Annotated in this window: 20 protein-coding genes; 15 read left to right on the top strand and 5 right to left on the bottom strand. The window is 61.4% G+C overall.

What is annotated here, in order from left to right; genetic code table 11:
• Positions 1-56: 56 nt before the first annotated feature.
• From LFT47_RS05510 to LFT47_RS05500, 3 genes are all read left to right on the top strand, one after another.
• Complete coding sequence (locus LFT47_RS05510) at positions 57-728, top strand: 2'-5' RNA ligase family protein (protein ID WP_236816023.1); 672 nt, start codon at positions 57-59, stop codon at positions 726-728.
• 35 nt (positions 729-763) lie between these two features.
• Entirely contained in the window at positions 764-1,522 is a 759-nt protein-coding gene (locus LFT47_RS05505; protein WP_236816022.1) for a phosphotransferase, read from the top strand.
• A gap of 70 nt (positions 1,523-1,592) precedes the next feature.
• The gene (locus LFT47_RS05500) at positions 1,593-2,144 is read left to right on the top strand and encodes a hypothetical protein (protein ID WP_236816021.1); all 552 of its coding nucleotides are present in this window, start codon (positions 1,593-1,595) and stop codon (positions 2,142-2,144) included.
• 100 nt (positions 2,145-2,244) lie between these two features.
• On the opposite strand, the gene LFT47_RS05495 is transcribed toward LFT47_RS05500, so the two are convergent.
• The gene (locus LFT47_RS05495) at positions 2,245-2,517 is read right to left on the bottom strand and encodes a DNA gyrase subunit A (protein ID WP_236816020.1); all 273 of its coding nucleotides are present in this window, start codon (positions 2,515-2,517) and stop codon (positions 2,245-2,247) included.
• Positions 2,518-2,660: 143 nt separating this feature from the next.
• Between LFT47_RS05495 and LFT47_RS05490 the strand changes: the two genes are divergently transcribed.
• On the top strand, positions 2,661-3,185 hold the full coding sequence (locus LFT47_RS05490; RefSeq protein ID WP_236816019.1) for an RNA polymerase sigma factor: 525 nt from the start codon (positions 2,661-2,663) through the stop codon (positions 3,183-3,185).
• Positions 3,182-4,369: a LysM peptidoglycan-binding domain-containing protein gene (locus tag LFT47_RS05485; RefSeq protein ID WP_236816018.1), complete on the top strand. Its 1,188-nt coding sequence runs from the start codon at positions 3,182-3,184 to the stop codon at positions 4,367-4,369. Before LFT47_RS05490 ends, LFT47_RS05485 begins: the two co-directional genes overlap by 4 nt.
• A 52-nt stretch (positions 4,370-4,421) precedes the next feature.
• Here the strand turns inward: LFT47_RS05485 and LFT47_RS05480 are convergent, their stop codons facing one another.
• Positions 4,422-5,174: a GAF and ANTAR domain-containing protein gene (locus tag LFT47_RS05480; RefSeq protein ID WP_236816017.1), complete on the bottom strand. Its 753-nt coding sequence runs from the start codon at positions 5,172-5,174 to the stop codon at positions 4,422-4,424.
• 122 nt (positions 5,175-5,296) lie between these two features.
• Here LFT47_RS05480 and LFT47_RS05475 point away from each other — a divergent pair, with 122 nt between their 5' ends.
• Positions 5,297-5,662, top strand: a complete 366-nt coding sequence (locus LFT47_RS05475) for a TfoX/Sxy family protein (protein WP_236816015.1) — start codon at positions 5,297-5,299, stop codon at positions 5,660-5,662.
• A gap of 37 nt (positions 5,663-5,699) precedes the next feature.
• On the opposite strand, the gene LFT47_RS05470 is transcribed toward LFT47_RS05475, so the two are convergent.
• The gene (locus LFT47_RS05470) at positions 5,700-5,888 is read right to left on the bottom strand and encodes a YegP family protein (RefSeq protein ID WP_236816014.1); all 189 of its coding nucleotides are present in this window, start codon (positions 5,886-5,888) and stop codon (positions 5,700-5,702) included.
• Between the two features lie 50 nt (positions 5,889-5,938).
• Between LFT47_RS05470 and LFT47_RS05465 the strand changes: the two genes are divergently transcribed.
• The 7 genes from LFT47_RS05465 (at position 5,939) to LFT47_RS05435 (ending at position 10,824) form a co-directional block, all read left to right on the top strand.
• A complete protein-coding gene (locus tag LFT47_RS05465) occupies positions 5,939-6,097 on the top strand; it encodes a hypothetical protein (RefSeq protein WP_236816012.1) in 159 nt (52 codons plus the stop codon).
• A 499-nt stretch (positions 6,098-6,596) separates the two neighbouring features.
• Positions 6,597-7,331: a GAF and ANTAR domain-containing protein gene (locus LFT47_RS05460; protein WP_236816011.1), complete on the top strand. Its 735-nt coding sequence runs from the start codon at positions 6,597-6,599 to the stop codon at positions 7,329-7,331.
• Positions 7,324-8,103: a GAF and ANTAR domain-containing protein gene (locus LFT47_RS05455; protein ID WP_236816010.1), complete on the top strand. Its 780-nt coding sequence runs from the start codon at positions 7,324-7,326 to the stop codon at positions 8,101-8,103. Before LFT47_RS05460 ends, LFT47_RS05455 begins: the two co-directional genes overlap by 8 nt.
• Before the next feature lie 153 nt (positions 8,104-8,256).
• A complete protein-coding gene (locus tag LFT47_RS05450; RefSeq protein WP_236816009.1) occupies positions 8,257-8,940 on the top strand; it encodes a GAF and ANTAR domain-containing protein in 684 nt (227 codons plus the stop codon).
• 9 nt (positions 8,941-8,949) lie between these two features.
• The gene (locus LFT47_RS05445; protein WP_236816008.1) at positions 8,950-9,273 is read left to right on the top strand and encodes a hypothetical protein; all 324 of its coding nucleotides are present in this window, start codon (positions 8,950-8,952) and stop codon (positions 9,271-9,273) included.
• Between the two features lie 373 nt (positions 9,274-9,646).
• Positions 9,647-10,570, top strand: coding sequence for a hypothetical protein (locus tag LFT47_RS05440; RefSeq protein WP_236816007.1), 924 nt, complete (start codon positions 9,647-9,649; stop codon positions 10,568-10,570).
• Between the two features lie 23 nt (positions 10,571-10,593).
• On the top strand, positions 10,594-10,824 hold the full coding sequence (locus tag LFT47_RS05435) for a hypothetical protein (protein WP_236816005.1): 231 nt from the start codon (positions 10,594-10,596) through the stop codon (positions 10,822-10,824).
• 685 nt (positions 10,825-11,509) lie between these two features.
• On the opposite strand, the gene LFT47_RS05430 is transcribed toward LFT47_RS05435, so the two are convergent.
• Both LFT47_RS05430 and LFT47_RS05425 read right to left on the bottom strand, forming a co-directional pair.
• Positions 11,510-12,496 carry an NAD-dependent epimerase/dehydratase family protein gene (locus LFT47_RS05430; RefSeq protein ID WP_236816003.1) on the bottom strand — a complete coding sequence of 329 codons (987 nt, stop codon included), beginning with the start codon at positions 12,494-12,496 and terminating at the stop codon, positions 11,510-11,512.
• Positions 12,493-13,431, bottom strand: a complete 939-nt coding sequence (locus LFT47_RS05425) for a helix-turn-helix transcriptional regulator (protein WP_236816001.1) — start codon at positions 13,429-13,431, stop codon at positions 12,493-12,495. The genes LFT47_RS05430 and LFT47_RS05425 overlap by 4 nt, the downstream gene beginning before the upstream one ends.
• Before the next feature lie 194 nt (positions 13,432-13,625).
• Between LFT47_RS05425 and LFT47_RS05420 the strand changes: the two genes are divergently transcribed.
• Entirely contained in the window at positions 13,626-14,900 is a 1,275-nt protein-coding gene (locus LFT47_RS05420) for an MFS transporter (protein ID WP_236815999.1), read from the top strand.
• A 1,200-nt stretch (positions 14,901-16,100) separates the two neighbouring features.
• Entirely contained in the window at positions 16,101-16,748 is a 648-nt protein-coding gene (locus LFT47_RS05415) for a hypothetical protein (protein WP_236815997.1), read from the top strand.
• The last annotated feature ends 27 nt before the right edge of the window (positions 16,749-16,775 follow it).

The raw sequence follows: 16,775 nt of genomic DNA, 5'->3' as shown, positions 1-16,775 counted from the left end.
TGCCCACGAAGCAGGCGGTTCACCTCCGATTCATACGATGACGCTACGGTTTGCCCGTGAAGCGCTTTTTTGGGCACCCCATGACCTTGTGGCCGTCTATGCGGAACCGCCTGCACGTCTACGCACTGCCCGCCCCCGACCTCCGATCGGCGCTGGAAGAACGTCAGCGGGTCCTGGAGGCATTCGACTACTGCTCCATCCAGCCAGCCGAGTACCTGCATGCAACGGTGCAGCAGTTCGCGGTTACCTCCGAGGAGGTCAGCCCCGAAGAAATAGACGCCTTCATGGCCAGGCTCAAGAGCCTCACCGCCGAAACCAAGCCGTTCAGCGTCGAGCTGGGCGAACCGGAAGCGGATGATTACTCGCTCGGGGTCAGAGGGACGATTACGTCATCATGGGCGAAACTGACGGCGGCGGTCCGCGACGCGGCCGCCGACACCATCAACAAGAGCCACCCCCTGCCCGGAGCCCCCTTCAACCCTCATCTCACCTTGGGCTACGCCCTGGCCGAAGGAAGTACCGAACTTATTCAACAAGCGTCCGACCGTCTGAGGGCCCCCGCACTGCCTCCCCTGACCATCAACGAGGTGCACTTCATAGCCGTCCACCAGGACGTCAACCGAGGCACCTTCACTTGGGACACCACATCTCGCTTCCCTTTCAGCGAACCTCAGCCTATGACGGGACCAAGCCGTCAATTTCGCGCCATGTATGACTGGAGCCCGTAAGTGGATCGGCTTACGGACGGAGCTAGCATCGAGTAATGGATGCCGAGCAGATACTCGAAGGTGGCAATGCCAGCGATGGCGTCGTACGCATTGGATCGACGGTCCGCAAGCCGTGGATGGACTCGACCCCGAGCGTCTTCGAGTTCATGACAGCTGTTAGGGAAGCCGGCGTCGATGTGCCAGCGGTCCTAGGCCAGGATGAGCAGGGCCGACAAATCACCGAGTTCATTCCGGGGCGACTCGCGCTCGGGTCAGAGCCACTCACGCATTCGGAACTTCATCGTGTCGGAGCGATGGTCCGCGCGATCCACGACGCGAGCGAGTCATTCGTTCCACCGCGCGGCGCACGGTGGACCGTAGCGATCCCTTCACCGGGCGAAGAGTTGATCTGCCATAACGATCTGGCGCCGTGGAATCTCATCATCGGTGATCGTTGGACGTTCATCGATTGGGACGCTGCCGCACCGAGCACACGACTGTGGGACTTGGCCTACGCCGCCCAGGGATTCACGCTCTCAGATACGAACCAAGCGCCGGAGGAAGCCGCGCAGAATTTGACGGCCTTCATTGGTGGGTACGATGCGGATCGACGTACGCGCGAACAACTTCCACAAGCGATGTTTCAGCGCGCCGCGGCGATGTATCACCTTCTAAAGTCTTCCCATGACGCTGGGCGTCAACCGTGGGGCTCGATGTACGTCGAAGGCCATGGGGACCACTGGCGGGCCGCAACCGACTACGCACAGCGTCATCGGGATCTTTGGTCGAAAGCGCTTCTCACATCCCCACCCTGAGTGAGCGCCCGTTGACGGGGTCGGGTAGGCACGGCAGGCTGTGAGGACATCCACGGCAAGGGGGACCACGATGAAGCGCCCGATGTGCACGGTCGCCGCGGCGGCTGTGCTCGGACTAGCCCTTGCCGGATGCCAGCCCACCGCGGGTCCGATCACGGTGGGATCGCCCGGGGCAGCCTCGAGCCCCTCACCGTCCGAGCTGGCGGCCATCATCCAGGCAGCCGTCGAGGATCGAAACGGTACAGTCCTCGACACTCCCCCTGCCATGAGACTTGCCGGAGAGCATATGACGGCGGCCTACCTGTCCAAGCGCGAGCGGGACCTCTCAAAGGTGGCCCGTTCGAAGGCCGGATTCAAGGCAATGGGCTTCTGGTATACGTCATTTTCGACGAAAATAACCGTGGAATCGGTCGAGGTGACCGGTTCGGAGGCGAGCGTCCGGTTCAAGGAATTGACTGAGGAATACCAGGCCTCGACGGCGAATGGGCCGAGCAGCATCCCGTCGGGGTACTCGCTGGTCCAGACCGCGACGTTCCGGTCATCTGGAGACGCTTGGCAGCTAGACAGCATCGCCCCTAGCGTGCACGGAGGCGGCCTGCCGATGTCCGTCGTCGAGGGCTAAACTTCCCCGTGGGCCGTCGCCGCCACGGAGGTCATAATGCACTTCATTGCGCTGAAAGCTCGGGAGCGAGGCCCAGGACGATCAACCGCACGCGACCAGTTCAGCGCCCATCGGGCAACCTTGATCTAAGTTCTTCTGCATAGGAAGCGATGGCCTGACGCTGGTCGCGGGTGAGTCTTTTGACCTGCAGGTCGAGGACTGCACGGCTGCCCAGCTCTCCCAGGCCCAACAGCTGACCCACCCGACGGATTGCTTCGTCCACGTCCTCTGAATCCTCGACCACCTGGAAGACCTCGCCCCGCCGATCCATCGCCTGCTCGAGAGCCTCGAGGACCACCAATTGTTCCCTTGTCTGCCGCTCATCCTCATCCATGCCGCGATTCTTGCACGAATGGTTCTGTTAACTGCTCGGCAATCGCTGGCCCCCACTTCGTGACTCGCCGGGCATCTTCTGAATGGCCCAGATTCTTTCAAGATTCTCGTTACAGTTTGTTGGCTGCCGGACATTAACTGGGCATGAGCTTGCAAACAATGGGGGAACGGGTGGATCTGGAGAGGGAAAAACGGTTCCTTGCCGCCCACACGGGGTCCCACGACCGTATCTACCGCTATTTCCGGCGGAGGACGGATGGCCCCGCCACCGCGGAGGATCTGTGCGCGGAGGTTTTCAGGATTGTCTGGGAGAAGTCCGGACAGGACGCTGAGCTCCCGGTGCTCGTCATTTTCGGAATAGCCAAGAACGTGCTCCGAAACCATGACAGGTCCTTGTCCCGGTCGGCCGGGCTCATCGGTGCTTTGCGGTTTGAGCCTATCCCCGCAACACCCGCCGTGGAATCCTCCGTGCGGGATGCCATCGACCACCTAGGCCCGAAGGAACGGGAGGTGCTGCTGCTGACGTACTGGGACGGACTCACCGCCGTCGAAGTGTCCCATCTCCTCGACACGACGGCGACTGCCGTGCGAATGCGCCTGCACCGGGCCCGCAAGGAACTAGGCCGACTACTTCAGGAGCAGAAAGTGTCAGAAGGAGCAACGGAATGAGCAAGGACCTGTCCCTCGCCGATCTGGTTTCAGCCGCCGATCCTGCACTCATGATCACCGACGAAGAATTGGAGCGCAGCCGCGATCGGTCCCTGTCGTTCATGAATTCCGATGTGACTCACATCGCGGTCGGCGGATCCGTCCACGACTTCCACCGCACACGGGCGAAACGTCATTGGGTGCGTTTCGCCGCTGCGGGGCTTGCGGCAGCTGCGGTCGCGGCCTGCGTACTCGTGGCCTCGAGTTTCGTAGCGGGTCCGCTCAACACGGCTGCGGCTCCGACCGTCACCGCTGTGGCGACACCGTACGACGCCGGGAAGCCTTCCTTGTCGGGGCCCACGATTACCGATTCATTTGGAAACGTGGATTACTACACCACCGTCTCCGGAGACACTGTGGCAGCGGTGGCCGCATCGTTCCACATCACGGAGAAGGAACTCGCCGAATTCAATGAACTTCAGCCCGTGAACGCATTGGCACCCAACACGAAGCTTCGGCTGATCCCGGTTCCGGGTCCGATCTACGGCGCGAAAGGGACGGCTACCGTCGATGGGAACGGTATCCCCACCAGTTACGTCATTGAATCCGGTGACACTCTGGGCGGGATCACCTACCGGTTTGGAATCACCGGCGAGCAGTTGGCCGAAGCGAACAAGGTCCCGTACGTGTACGAGAAGGGCAACACCTACTTTGTCCGCGCCGGGAACCACATCCAGCTGCAGAAAAATCCCGTCGACAGCAGATCCGGTCGAGGAAAAACCGTCAACAATTCATCCGGGCAGACCATCTTCTACACCACTGTCGAGGGCGACTCATTCGACAGCATCGGCTACAAATTCCGATGCACCACCGAGCAGTTGCTGCAGTACAACACTTCCTTGGCCGCGGACCGGCCCATCCCCGCGGGTACCAGGGTGAGACTGATACCAGGAGAGCTGAAGATCGACGGCGCTCAAGGCAGCTTCACTGCCGACGCCGACGGGATTCCACTCACGTACACCACCGCCCCCGGGGACACCGAACGCCAGATCTCGTTCCGTTTCGGAATGCCTGATCTGGAGTGGGCGAACCGACCGCTCACCGGCACCGACCGTGTCTGGTACGCCTTTACCGACCCACCCACCGGTGAGCTCGCCCCGGGCCAGACAATCAGCCTCGCGGTGACCAAGCCCATCCACAAGTAACGGTCCTACCGGGGCCATCCAAACTGCCACGGTACTCCGGCTGAGCCCGTTCCTACCCCTCGAAGTGAGTTTCGATCGCGCTCCCCGAGACCTGTTCGATCAGTTCGGCGGCGACGTCCCGCAGTTTGCGGTTGCGGTTGCTGGAGACCTTTGTAAGGATTTCCATCGCTTGAGCCTGCGAGCATCGGTTTTGCGCCATGATGACGCCGCAGGCCATGTCGATGGCGGTCCTGCTTTGCATGGCCGATTCCAGGTCCTTCGCCCGGTTGTGGGCCGAGTCGATGCGCACAGACAGGTGGAGTATGTTGCGGGCGGCGGCCGCAAAGCCCACGGCCTTGTCGAAGACATCCGGGGTGAACGCGCCTGGCCTGGATGCGAAAAAGTTCAGTGCGGCGCTGGCGTCGTCGCTGATTTCCATGGGAATCCCCAACGAGCTATGAATGCCCATCTCGGCGAATTTTTTCGTGACCTCCGGCCAGCGCAGATCGGTCGAACCGTCGTCGATGATCACAGGGGACATCTCCCGGAGTGCCTTGATGCAGGGGCCGTCACCGATAGCCTGCTCAAGCCGGTCAAGCTCCACGGCGCGTGCGCTGCTGCCGGCTGCAGTAAGGGGCCGGCGCCTGACTTTGACGGTGACTGCGCAGTCGATCTCGTCGCCGGAAGCCTCAGAGATCGAGGCCGCAGCGAGTCTAGAGAGCCCGGTCAGGAATTCAGATGCATTCCCTGCGCCCACCAGAACAGACTGAAGTTCCAAAATGCCTTGAAGCTCGTCTGCAGGCTCGTTTTCCGGTGAACTCGACATCCTCCCATCCTACTTTCCTCGTTTGCCAGGGAGAACGGTGCCCCGACGCTGGCGGCCCGCATCCCGCCGTCGTATGCTGCATGCAGTCCTAGGCTTTTGATCCCCTACCGCGGAGTACGCACATGCAGATCCCCAAACCGTCCGACGCCGACAAAGACCGCTTCCGCGCGGTGGTGCCAGAGAACCCTGATGTCGTCGTCAAGCCGATGTTCGGGAACCTGGGTGCATTCGTGAACGGCAATATGTTCGCCGGACTGTTCGGACCGATGATCGGCGTCAAGCTTTCCGACGCCGATCGCGAGGCACTCGAGGCCGCTCACCAAACGCTTCCGTTCGGACCCGAAGGTCGCGCCATGGGTGGCTACGTCGGGCTGCCCGAAGCTTTGAGCGACAAGGACGAGCAAACAGCAGAATGGATCGAGAAAGCCTTCGAGTACGTCGCAACCCTCCCACCGAAAGCCGCAAAACCCCGTTCCCCCAAGAAGTAGCTGCCGCAGTGGCGATGCCACCAGCAAGGACAAGAGCTCAAAATCGGGAAGTATGGTCTTCGATCAGCCCGCTCGCCGCGATCTCACGGAAGGTATAGATCCCGCGGACCGCTGCGTCCGTGTCCCGGAATGGTGAGGAGACGGCAAGCTCTTTCCCGAACTCGTCAACCAGCCGCACCCTGCAGCTGCCTCCGTTGTCAGTGAACACTTCAAAGTGTCCCGCCATCAGAGAAGTCCTCCCCGACGGCGACCGCGAGCAAGCGTGGGCGGTCCGGCATGCCCGGTAGCGGGGCTGCCGTCGAGCGGCTGATGATGTCCTGGTTCGCGTCGCCGCTCCAACTCGCCCGTCACGAGATCCAGCAACGCCTGGGCCGGTTCGGAGAGCCGGCGGGTTGCGGCCGGGTGGGCTATTTCGTCGCAATGAAGAAGCACTAGACGGATGCGTTCCAATTCCCGCGAGGGCACGAATGGCCATCGCCGAAACAGTTGTTGAACCGCGCTCGGCCTGGGCAGGTAGCCCCGTAAGGCTTCACTGGAGGTGTCCGCCGTCCAGGCCGCACCGCGCCGTGCAGCGCGGACATCGAGGTGGACGGCCCTTTGACCATGAAGATGGGGGTGACTGGGTTGAATAGGTGCCATGACTGACCTCCCCGTACGAAAATCGAGAAAGCCAGCTGCTTGACCTATACCAGCATATCGAATGTGACTTAGGTCATGCCAATCGACTTGACTTTATTTCGGACCGCAGCTGGATCGCTGAACGCCGGGGCCCGGGCTCGTGTCCAAAGCTTCCAGGAGGGCGTAGTGTCGAAGTAGGAGATTTCAGGATGGCCGTTCGGGTCCAGGGATTGAATATAAGGGCCGTGCAGCGCGCGAGCGGGCAGGGCTACCGGCTTGGGTTCGGATCCCGGGCGCCCCTTGGAATCGAGGCCGTATGGCCAGTAATAACGCAGTTCCCACTACAGAGCAATTGCAGGACCTCCTGCTTGAAAGTCCCGGCTTCACCGAATTTCTCCTAGGCTTGGCCACCATCTCAGCGTCCTTGTTGGACGGTCGGGAACCTCTTTTGTGCGCCATCACTGTGGAGCGGGATGGCGGTCCCTCAACGGTGGCCAGTAGTACGGCTGCGGCGCAGCGCTTGGACGAAAAGCAATACACGTTCGACGACGGCCCTTGCCTTACGGCGTTGCGTCACCAACATCGCGTGCTGATTGATGATCTGCAGGCCGATGGCCGTTGGGCACAGTACGCCCACCAGGTGGAAGGCGAAGGTATTCGCTCTGTGCTGGCGGTGCCAATCCAAACAGACTCGTCGTCACGCGCAGCCCTCAATTGCTACGCCTATACCACCGGAATCTTCAACGAGGCCACCGTTTCCCGCGTGCTAGAGCATGCCGAAACAATCTCGAAAACACTGAGGTTGGCGCTGCGGCTTCATGTCCCGGAGCCGCACCCTGAACACCTGCGATCCGCCTTGCAATCGCGAGCCGTGGTGGACGCTGCTTTGTCCTTGATCATGCTCCAGAATCGTTGTGGACGGGACCGCGCCATGGAACTGCTCCAGCTCGCGGCGCGGGATAGCAGCCGGCGGCTTCACGACATCGCCACCGATATTTTGAGCGCATCAGTCCCCCGGGATTGGACTTCCTCCAGTGCGGTCCATGACTAATTCGGAGCCGAGGCCAACCCACACTGGGTTGGCCGGATTGGTTGCCGACCCGAACCAGGACCTTGGCATCACCCTGCAGGCCCTTGTCTTGGAGACTGCCGACGTCGACGAATTCCTTGGTGCCTTAGCCAATCTGGCAGCGGCCGCACTCACAACTGCCTCCAATGGCGTCTCATGCGGTCTCACCGTGATCACGAAGAAAAAGGGCTTCACCACAGCCAGCAGCGATGAGCGGGTGCGGGCGCTCGATGAACTGCAAATTGAATTCGGCGACGGGCCGTGCCTTACGGCGCTTCGGCACAGTTCACTGATTCTTGTGGCCGATACCCGCGGCGAAAGCCGTTGGAGTGACTACATGGAGGCCGTCTGGCGGAACGGCATTGGATCTGTCCTGGCAGTGCCGCTCGATGTGGCTGGTGATGCCGAGGCCGTCATGAACCTCTATTCGACCACGCCGCACGGGTTTACCGGACCGGACATTACAGCCGCGGAAGACTTCGCCTACAGTGCGGCGAAGTCCCTGAGTCTGGCTTTGATGATCTCCCAGTTGCGTAACGCCCGGGACGATCTCACCGCTGCCATGCAGTCCCGCTCGACGATCGATACCGCCGTCGGGATTGTCATGGCGCAGAACCGATTCGGACGCGACGCTGCCTTCAAGGTTTTGACCCGGGCCTCGAACAGTCGAAACGTCAAACTCCGGGATATAGCCGCTCATGTCGTTGCCTCTGTGTCGGGCGAGACGGATCCGGCAGTCTACTTCGACGAATAGCCAAAGCGTGGGGAATGGTGCGGACTAAGCTAGGAACAGCGCACCAACTGCCGTGCTGGATTCTCTTTCACAGGAACGCTGCGGCTCGATGCACTCGACCTAGATGAATGAGGACCATGGCGCGGAAAACTACCGCTGGACGAACTGTCGACCGTGATTGCGCGAATCCACGGCCTGCTGCTCACGGAAGAGAAAGTGGACCGCGCCGTGCAGTTGCTGGCCCGAGCCATCAAGGATTCCGTGTCCGGAGCCACCGGCGCGGGGGTCTCTCTTCTGGATTCGAGGGGCAGGCGAACCAGCAGCGCCTCCACGGACGAAATGGTCACCCTTGCGGATGCCCTCCAGTACGACCTGGGCCAAGGGCCCTGCCTGACAGCCTGGGCCATGGAAGAAACAGTGATCGTCCAGTACGTCGCAACAGATCCGCGCTGGCCGGACTGGACTGACGCTGTGAAGGACATGTCCATCCGTTCGGTGGTCAGCACTCCCTTGCTTGCCGAGCAAGAATGCATTGGTGCCTTGAAGATCTATTCGGACCTTGCCGGCGCTTTCGGGGAGGACGCGGCCTGTGTGTTGGAACTATTTGCCGCCCCCGCTGCCACGTTGCTTGCGAACATCCAGACCAGCGAAGCCCCCCATCGCATCAGCGGAGCCTTGGCTGAATCCCTCCATAGTCGCGACTTGGTCAACCGGGCCTGCGGCATACTGATGCAGCGCCATTCCTTGACCGTTGACCTAGCCCTTGCCGAACTGATGCGCCGCGCCCGGCGCCAGAACAGCACACTGGGCCAGATCAGTGCCGATCTCGTCGCCGGGATTCCGGCGGCCCTGGACTAAGGCCGGCCCGTGGGCTTCGATCCGCACGAACCACAACAGCAGCGCATGCTGGCCGCTGCCATGAAGTCAGCACAAATCAACGTCGGCGAACTCTGGCTCAAGTACTTCAGCCTAGGCGGCGAAGTTGGCGAATACGAGGTGGAAGCCTATCTCCAAGGCCTCCTCTCCCTGCCCGTCTTACAACGTGACCTCCTGGCCATGGCCGCCAACGAACTCATCAACAAATTCCCGCAAGGGCACGCCCCCTACTCCGATGAGCTCGGCCCGGATGGCGACTCCCCGAGGAAGGAACCCGGATCCGGGACGCGGGAACTGCCGGAGTCTGACGACTAGGCGCGGCTTGCGTCTCTGGCGGGGATATCAAACACGTAGACGCCCGCTCGTCTCCACTGAATTTTGCGATTTTCACACGGAGATTCGCTCAAAACGCACGGAGATTCAACCAATCCACACGGAGACGGGGTTTCGCAGGTTTATCTTTCTCTCAGGACGGAGCCGTCAGCAGCTCAACGGCTGACCGAACTTTCCTAACCAAATTGGGTCAGATGCATCACCCTCTCTGACGGATATGGCTTTCGGGTCATGGGCAAGAACACCCGAGGCTTACCGGTGGAAGGTGAACGACTGCCCTATCCAAAGAAATGAATCAATTCGAACCATCTGGGGGAACGAAATGAAGTTCAGAGGAAAAGTGTTATCGACCGCAATGCTTGTAGCTGCAGGGCTTTTGGTGTCCGCTCTTCCTTCCGCGGCGGCCGAGCTGCCTTCGGATCAATCGGCGCGAGCGCTCAGTGCACTGGAACGAGCCGTCGAGCATTCCGAAATCGCACACCAAGACTCAAGCGCCAGGGCGGCGGCTCGGTCATCTGTCGATGGGGAGCGCAAGGTCGATTCACAGTCGACTCTCGGGCGCTCAATTCGTCTCGTCGATCGAGGAACGGAAGTCGATCTGCCAGGTGCCACGCTCCAGATCCGCTTCCGCGATGATTCCGTTCAGGAAGCCGCTGCCAGCAATGGGACCCTGACCGTATTCGGGTCGAAGTCCTCGGACTACAACTACGCGGCAGGTTCAATCAACGGTCGGCTCGCGGGATACACAATCATCAACTCTGCCAATAAGAGCAGTTTCGAATACGAATTCCTTGTTAACGGAGCCCCAGCCGTCCTCGAGCCGCGAAGCAATGGTGGTGTCGCGGTCTATTCCGTCGACGGCACACTGGTCAACGCGATACTCCCGGCCTGGGCTGTTGATGCCACTGACAAGAATCTGTCGACGTCATACTCAGTCAATGGGAACATCCTCCGACAGGAGGTCAATTTGCAGGGAGCGACCTTCCCCGTGGTTGCCGACCCACAGACGGCCTGCGACCCTTGGTTTTGCACAGTGGAATTCAATAGATCCGAAACCAAGACCATCGCGGACAATGGATGGCAGGCAACTGGAGTCATCTCCATCGGGTGCGGGTTGCTGACCCCGGGAATGGCCGTGCTGTGCGGTGCCATTGGAGGGGCTGTCACGATTACTGCGTCGCAAGCTCACAACCAGGGCGAATGCGTAGGCATCCGGACGCCACGGTTTGCTGGTCAGGTGTCATTCCCTGTCATCTACAATGGCAGCAATTGTAGGTAGCACGTGGCATGAGGAGCTGTGAAATGATCACTGCAGAACAAGCCCGCTACGTGATGCTTCACGGTTGGAGCGGCTGGCTGACGCTCGCAATAATCCTCCTGGGCGTTGCCATGATTTTCATTAGCCCAGTTCGCGAGTTGCTTGGCCCGTTGTGGACCGGATATCCAGCAATAGCGTTTGGGTACATCTTTCTTGGGGTCCCGGCGATTTATCGCTACCGGTTAAGAAAAGCCGGTCAGGGCCGCGCTCTTTAGGGGGTGTGGTTAGCGCAACTCCAGAGTCGTTTGCTGGCTACGCGCTTAGGCATGGTGAGTCCGCACGGCCTTCGGGCGGGGTTCTCTTCCAGAAGTTTCGCGGCGTGTTTGTCCGGCCAGCCGGGCTGGAATCCAAGCGACAACCGCGGGCCTCGAGATCAACAACTGTAACTTCTAAAGAAAGGCACTAGACATGAACTTGGCGGTCGCGCTGGGTCCAACTGATCCGGTTAACCCAGACGTCGACTCCTGGGTTACTCCCGTTCTTGGCATCGTCTATATGGTGTTGGTAGTCGTCGCGCTTGCATCGCTTATGGCATCAAAGTGGATCCCCGCTCTAGCCAAAGTAGCCATTGCCGTCGCGATCTTTGTGTTGCCGTTTGTAGGCTCAGTCGGTTGGATTGTCTACTCACAAGTACGGCACCGGGGGCTCGGAACGCAGTACAGAAGATCGTAGTCGCGCCTATTTGAGGGGTGGTCAAAGTGAGGCCTACCCTTCTACCGCTACACCACCGAGCAACGAACCAGGAGTTCCTTGCTCCCGACACGGAAGAAGTAGGCATGTTAGTTCAGTCGGGCGACGGGCGATGTTTGACCTGAAACGCATCTGTTAAGGTGCGCGGAGTCGTTAAGGTGCTCATGTCCCACGACCGCCAGACACATCCGGCGCTGTCCACGTGAACGATCAGCCCGCCAGGACCCTTAGCGGATTTGCGACGCGGAGCTGCCCGCGCTCGATCAGCCAGGTGATGGATTCCAGCACAGCTTCTTCGGGCTGGTACCGGGGAGCGTAGCCCAACAGGGACTTGGCCTTCTCGGTCGTGAAGCAATGGCTGCGGTAGAGGTGGCCCCAGCTCGACTCGGCGTACTCCGGTGTGGTCGATTCGCGGAGGTGTCCCCACGTGACCGTCTCCAACGTTGCTGACTGGCCGAACCAGCCGGCGGCGATGTCGGCGTATCCGCGGACGGTGAGCGCTGTGGGGGCGACGATGTTGAAGTCCTCGCCTGCTGCCGCGTCGCGGTTCTGGATGGCTTTCTCGAACGCTTGGGCGACGTCGTCCGCGTGCACGTGGTGCATCAGTTCGGAGCCGCTTCCGGGGACTTGCAGCGGCTGGCCGGCAGAGAGGGTGTACCAGACGGCGGGGTCGAGGTTCCCGAGCGGGCCGATCGGGTGCCAACCGGGCCCGACGATATGGCCAGGGTGCACGGACGTGGTGACCAGTCCGCCGTCGTCGGTCTCCTCTTTCAGCATCCGCGCGATCCGGTCCTTCTGGATGCCGTACTCGCCGAACGGGGCTGCCGCCGATCCGGACGCCTCAGCGATCGGCAGCTTGAGGCTCTGGCCGTACCGCCACACCGAGCCGCAGTGCAGCAGGTGCCCGGCCTCCCCGCGGAGCCGGTTGACGAGCAAGCTCGCCGATTCGAGCGTGAAACAGACCAGATCGACGACGACGTCGGCCTGCCGCGCCGCGACCCTGTCACCGAAAGTGCCGTCCCGGTCCTCTTGCTGCCGGTCGGCGATGACCTGGCTCACCTGCTGCCATTCGGGCGCGTCGCCATAGCTTTTGTGGGTGCCACGGCTGATGTTGATGACTTCATGGCCGGCGCGCACCAGCCGGGGCACGAGGAAAGATCCGATGTGACCGCTGCCGCCGATGACGATGACCTTCATTGCTCTCCAGTGCTTCGTGATGATTTAGCTGTGAGTGTTTGGTTCTGGTCTGGATGAACGGACGACGGCGGCGCGGGCCCTTGCGCGGCGAGCTGGTCGTTGGTGGCGGCCCAGCTGGCGAGGAGTGCGAACTTCTCCGCGGATTCGCTATCCTCCTCGACGCTATAGATCCCGATCCATAGCCCCTTCTCCCCCGGCATCTCAAACACATCGTATGTAACGTCAACAACCCCCACCACCGGATGCTTGAACAGCTTCCGGCCGGTGCGGTGCTCGTGCACGTCTCGCTCAGCCCAGTTCGAACGGAACTCCGGGCTGCGGGTGGAGAGCTCCCCGATCAGGGCGGTCAGCTCGGCGTTCAGCGGATCGCGTCCTGCTTCCATGCGGAGCATTGCTGCTGTCATCTGCCTGGCCAGCGGCCAGTCCACGTAATAGTCTTTCGCCCGGGGGTCCAGGAAGATAAACCTCGCGAGGTTGGGACTGTCGGATTCGAACTGCGGCGAGTACAACGCCCGCCCCATGAGGTTGGAGGCGACGAGGTCATGTTGACGGTTCCACACCACGGCCGGAACGCCCATGCTGTCCAAAACCCGTTGCACCGATTCGCGCACTACCGGCTTCTTCTGCACTGTCCGGGCGGCGGCGGTGGGCGCCGTAGCGGTGCGGGCGAGTCCGAAAAGATATTCCCGTTCGAGCTCGTTGAGCTGCAGGGCATTGGCGAGGGCGTTCAGTACATGCTCTGACACCCCGCGGAGGTTCCCCCTCTCAAGACGGGTGTAGTAGTCGAGGCTAACCCCTGCAAGCATGGCCACTTCTGAGCGTCGGAGGCCGGGTACGCGGCGCTGCCCGCCGAAATCCTGCAGATCGGTCTGGGACGGCGTGATGTTGGCGCGGCGGGACATCAGAAACGCCCGCACTTCATCTTTCGAACTCATACCTTCCACGGTAGGGCGTGGACCGGCAACAGTGGGAGGCCCTGCCGGGGCCCCTTTTGGACCCGGGTGAGGGGTTCTAAGGGGGCCTCTCAGTGTTCGCTTCTACTCCGATACCGTGAATTTGACCCTCCCCCATCCCCAGCACGCCTCGGGCGTTGCCTTCTGTGTTCCCCTAGAAAGTGGTGCCTCAAAGCATGCCATCAACGGATCTCAAAGCGGCCGGGTTGAAAAGCGCCGTACATTCACGCGGCGGACTGCCACCGGTGGTGTTCGTTCTCACCGCCGGAACATTCCTGATGCAGACAACCGAGTTCTTCATAGCCGGTCTGCTGCCCGAACTCGCCAGCGACCTCCGGGTCAGCGTTCCGCACGCGGGCCTCCTCATCACCATCTTCGCCGTAGGGATGATCATCGGATCACCGGCGATGATCATCTTGACCCTGCGCCTCCAGCGTCGGCTCACCCTGATGCTCTCGCTCCTGCTGTTCGCGGTCGGTCATGTCCTGGTCGCCGTTAGCCCGAGCTTCGAAGTCATCTTCGCGGCCCGGTTTGTCACAGCCTGTGCTACAGGCGCCTTCTGGTCCGTCGCCGTCGTGGTGGCGACCCGAGCGGCAGGCCCCGCGGCCGGATCGCGCGCGCTCGGCGTCGTCATGGGTGGAGGAAGCCTGGCGACAGTGGTTGGCGTCCCGCTCGGGGCGTTCGCGGGGCAGATCGCCGGCTGGCGGGCTCCTTTCTGGGCCTTGGCCATCCTCGCGGCCGCCGCCGCGGTGTTTATCGTCCGCTTCGTCCCGCACGAAGAGCCCGCCGGGGCGACGCCGTCCCTGAGCTCTGAGTTCGCGGCACTCCGGTCCGGACGATTGGGGCTGGCCCTGGCCTCCTGTGCCTTGATCATGGGAGGCGTCCTGGCCACGTACAGCTATATCGCGCCCCTGTTGACGGACCGTGCCGGCGTCCCGGCTGCGATGCTGCCGTGGGTGCTGTGCTGCTTCGGCGTGGGCGCGCTCCTCGGCAATTACACGGGAGGCAGGCTCGGAGACCACCGGCCGTACGCCACCACCATCACAGCTGCCGTCGCGGCCACGCTCTTCCTTCTCGCATTGTGCGTGTTTTCGGAGCAGGCCCTGCCTGTCGTCATCCTGATCACCCTGGCAGGCTTCGCCGGGTTCGTGGTGAATCCCGTGGCGTTCGCGCTTGCGGTCAAGTTCGCTGGCAAGGCCCCGACGCTTGCGTCCGCGCTGACCACGGCCTCGTTCAACTTCGGCATTGCCGCCGGCTCGTGGGCGGCGGGCCTGGCCCTCAGCTCCGCGGCAGGCGAAACCGGGCCACCGGCAGTCGGAGCGGCGATCGCGTCTTTGACCATCGTTTCGCTCGGGGTGCTGGCGGCCGGCCAGCGCCGAGCCTCGCGGACAAGCGCGAACGCCGGCCAGGCGCCATCCGGGGAACGCGAGTGCGTTGGCTCGTCGCTGTAATCGTGGAACCGTTCAGAATGTGGACGTGTGGACCTCGATGAGGCCGCTCGCGTTCGTTGTCACGGAAAGCGTAGATCCCGCGGGCTGCGGCGTCCTTGTCATGGAAGGGGCCTGACACTGCGAGCACCCTGCCGAACTCGTCAACCAGCCTGACCCTGCAGCTGCCGCCGTTGTCAGTGAACACTTCAAAATGTCCGGCCATCAGAGCGAACCTCCCCGATGGTGTGCGGAGAGACGTTGGGGCAGTCCGCGAACTCCGGCGTTCTAAACGCCCTGGTTGAGATGTACGACGCCGCCCGGCACCGGAGCGGTGGCGTTCCGGTACTGCGTGGTTCAGTCGCGGAGCATCACAGTTTTCGTCCGAGGCCACGCCAATCCGCCAATGGCAGCTGCCGCAACCGCCGAAACAAGATTCGTCCACCACGGCCACCTCGAATCGGATGCCGAAGCCAAGGCCATAAGGATCAGCAAAGTCGAAACCGCGGTGATACCGGCGGCCGTAGCATTTTCAAGATCACGGCGAATTCTAGTCAGGCGACACGCCCAAAAGGTCAATGCGGCATTGATGCAACCCGACACGGCACCTACCATCGCGCCGCCGAGCCCGCTGAGTATCGTCAATCCGGGGCCGCCAGGCCCGTCCAAGAGAAGAACCGCCAGCACATATGCGCATCCGAACCCGGCCCCGAACAATAATCCCCTGTTTACTGCTCTGTTCAACGTTTCCTCCGTCTCTCGCGAGCGTTCAGAATGGCGCAACTACCCAAAGTCTATTGCTTCCATGGTTCGGTTCAGGAACGCAATGCCAGCGGTGGGACTCCTGACCGTATCCGGTCGAAGTCTTCGGAGTCCTACCCGCGATCCATGGACGGACCTCGCTGCCAAGGAGAACGTAGTCGAACACGTAGAAGCATGCTGAGCCACACTGATTTTTGCGGAATTCACACTGAGATCGGCCCGAAAACCGGCCAAAATGCACGTAGATGGGACCACCTCCACACTTAGATGGAAAATCTTCGGCTTATTTTGTTCCCGGGAATCGGGTGCCGCAGGATCCAACTGCCGTATCCCTGACCCCGACGGAAATGAAGTCATACTCAAAGATTGGGGAGAATTATGAGAGCGTTTGGGCCGAAGAAGACCATCAGGACGGTGCTTGGAATCGGGGCTGCACTCGCAATTGGTGTCTCGTCGTATTCCTTGGGCGCAGCCACCAGTTCAACCACAGGGCCGTCTGCTCACGGCGACATTCACATCGATTCGCCGTTGGTAAGCAACGCCGCGACAAAGTACACAGACGGCGAGGCTGGCGCTGCAAAAGTGAGCAACCCCAACGGGGTGCCGATTTCTGTGATCATCCATAAGGTGAAGGACACCGATCCCGGAGGATTTGCCGCCCGACTAAATACGTTGAAATCTAGCCCCGAGTTCTCCAGCTTCCTCATCTCGAGGGCCGGTTCCGTCGAGGCGGGAGGTGGCGAAGGACTAGCGGCCGTCCTTACGCAGCAACAGATCAACGCCTTCGTCGCGAGCATCAAGGGGAAAACGTTCGAAGTCATTACCGGCAAGGACGGCAAACCGGCCGTTGCTCTTAGCACCAAGAAACAACCTGCTCAAACCGGGGCGGCCACCCTTGCCTCTACCGCTAACTCCCGGGCAACGATCACCACCGCAGGCTGGTCGGGCCCGTCCTGCTGGCAAGGGTGGTTCGCGATGGGAGGCTATTCGGCTGCGACGGGGGCGATCTGCGGAGCCGTCGGGGCGTTCAGTCTCGGCATCGGGTGGGTAACTTGTGCCGGGTTCGGAGCATTTGGCGCGGGAATAAACTGGAATGACGCTTGCAGGTAAGACAGGAACGGGACAATGTCGGCCAGA

It is taken from the genome of Arthrobacter sp. FW306-2-2C-D06B (genome assembly GCF_021789175.1).
In the GTDB taxonomy this organism is placed as follows: domain Bacteria; phylum Actinomycetota; class Actinomycetes; order Actinomycetales; family Micrococcaceae; genus Arthrobacter.
This window is presented reverse-complemented; position numbering and strand designations above follow the sequence as displayed.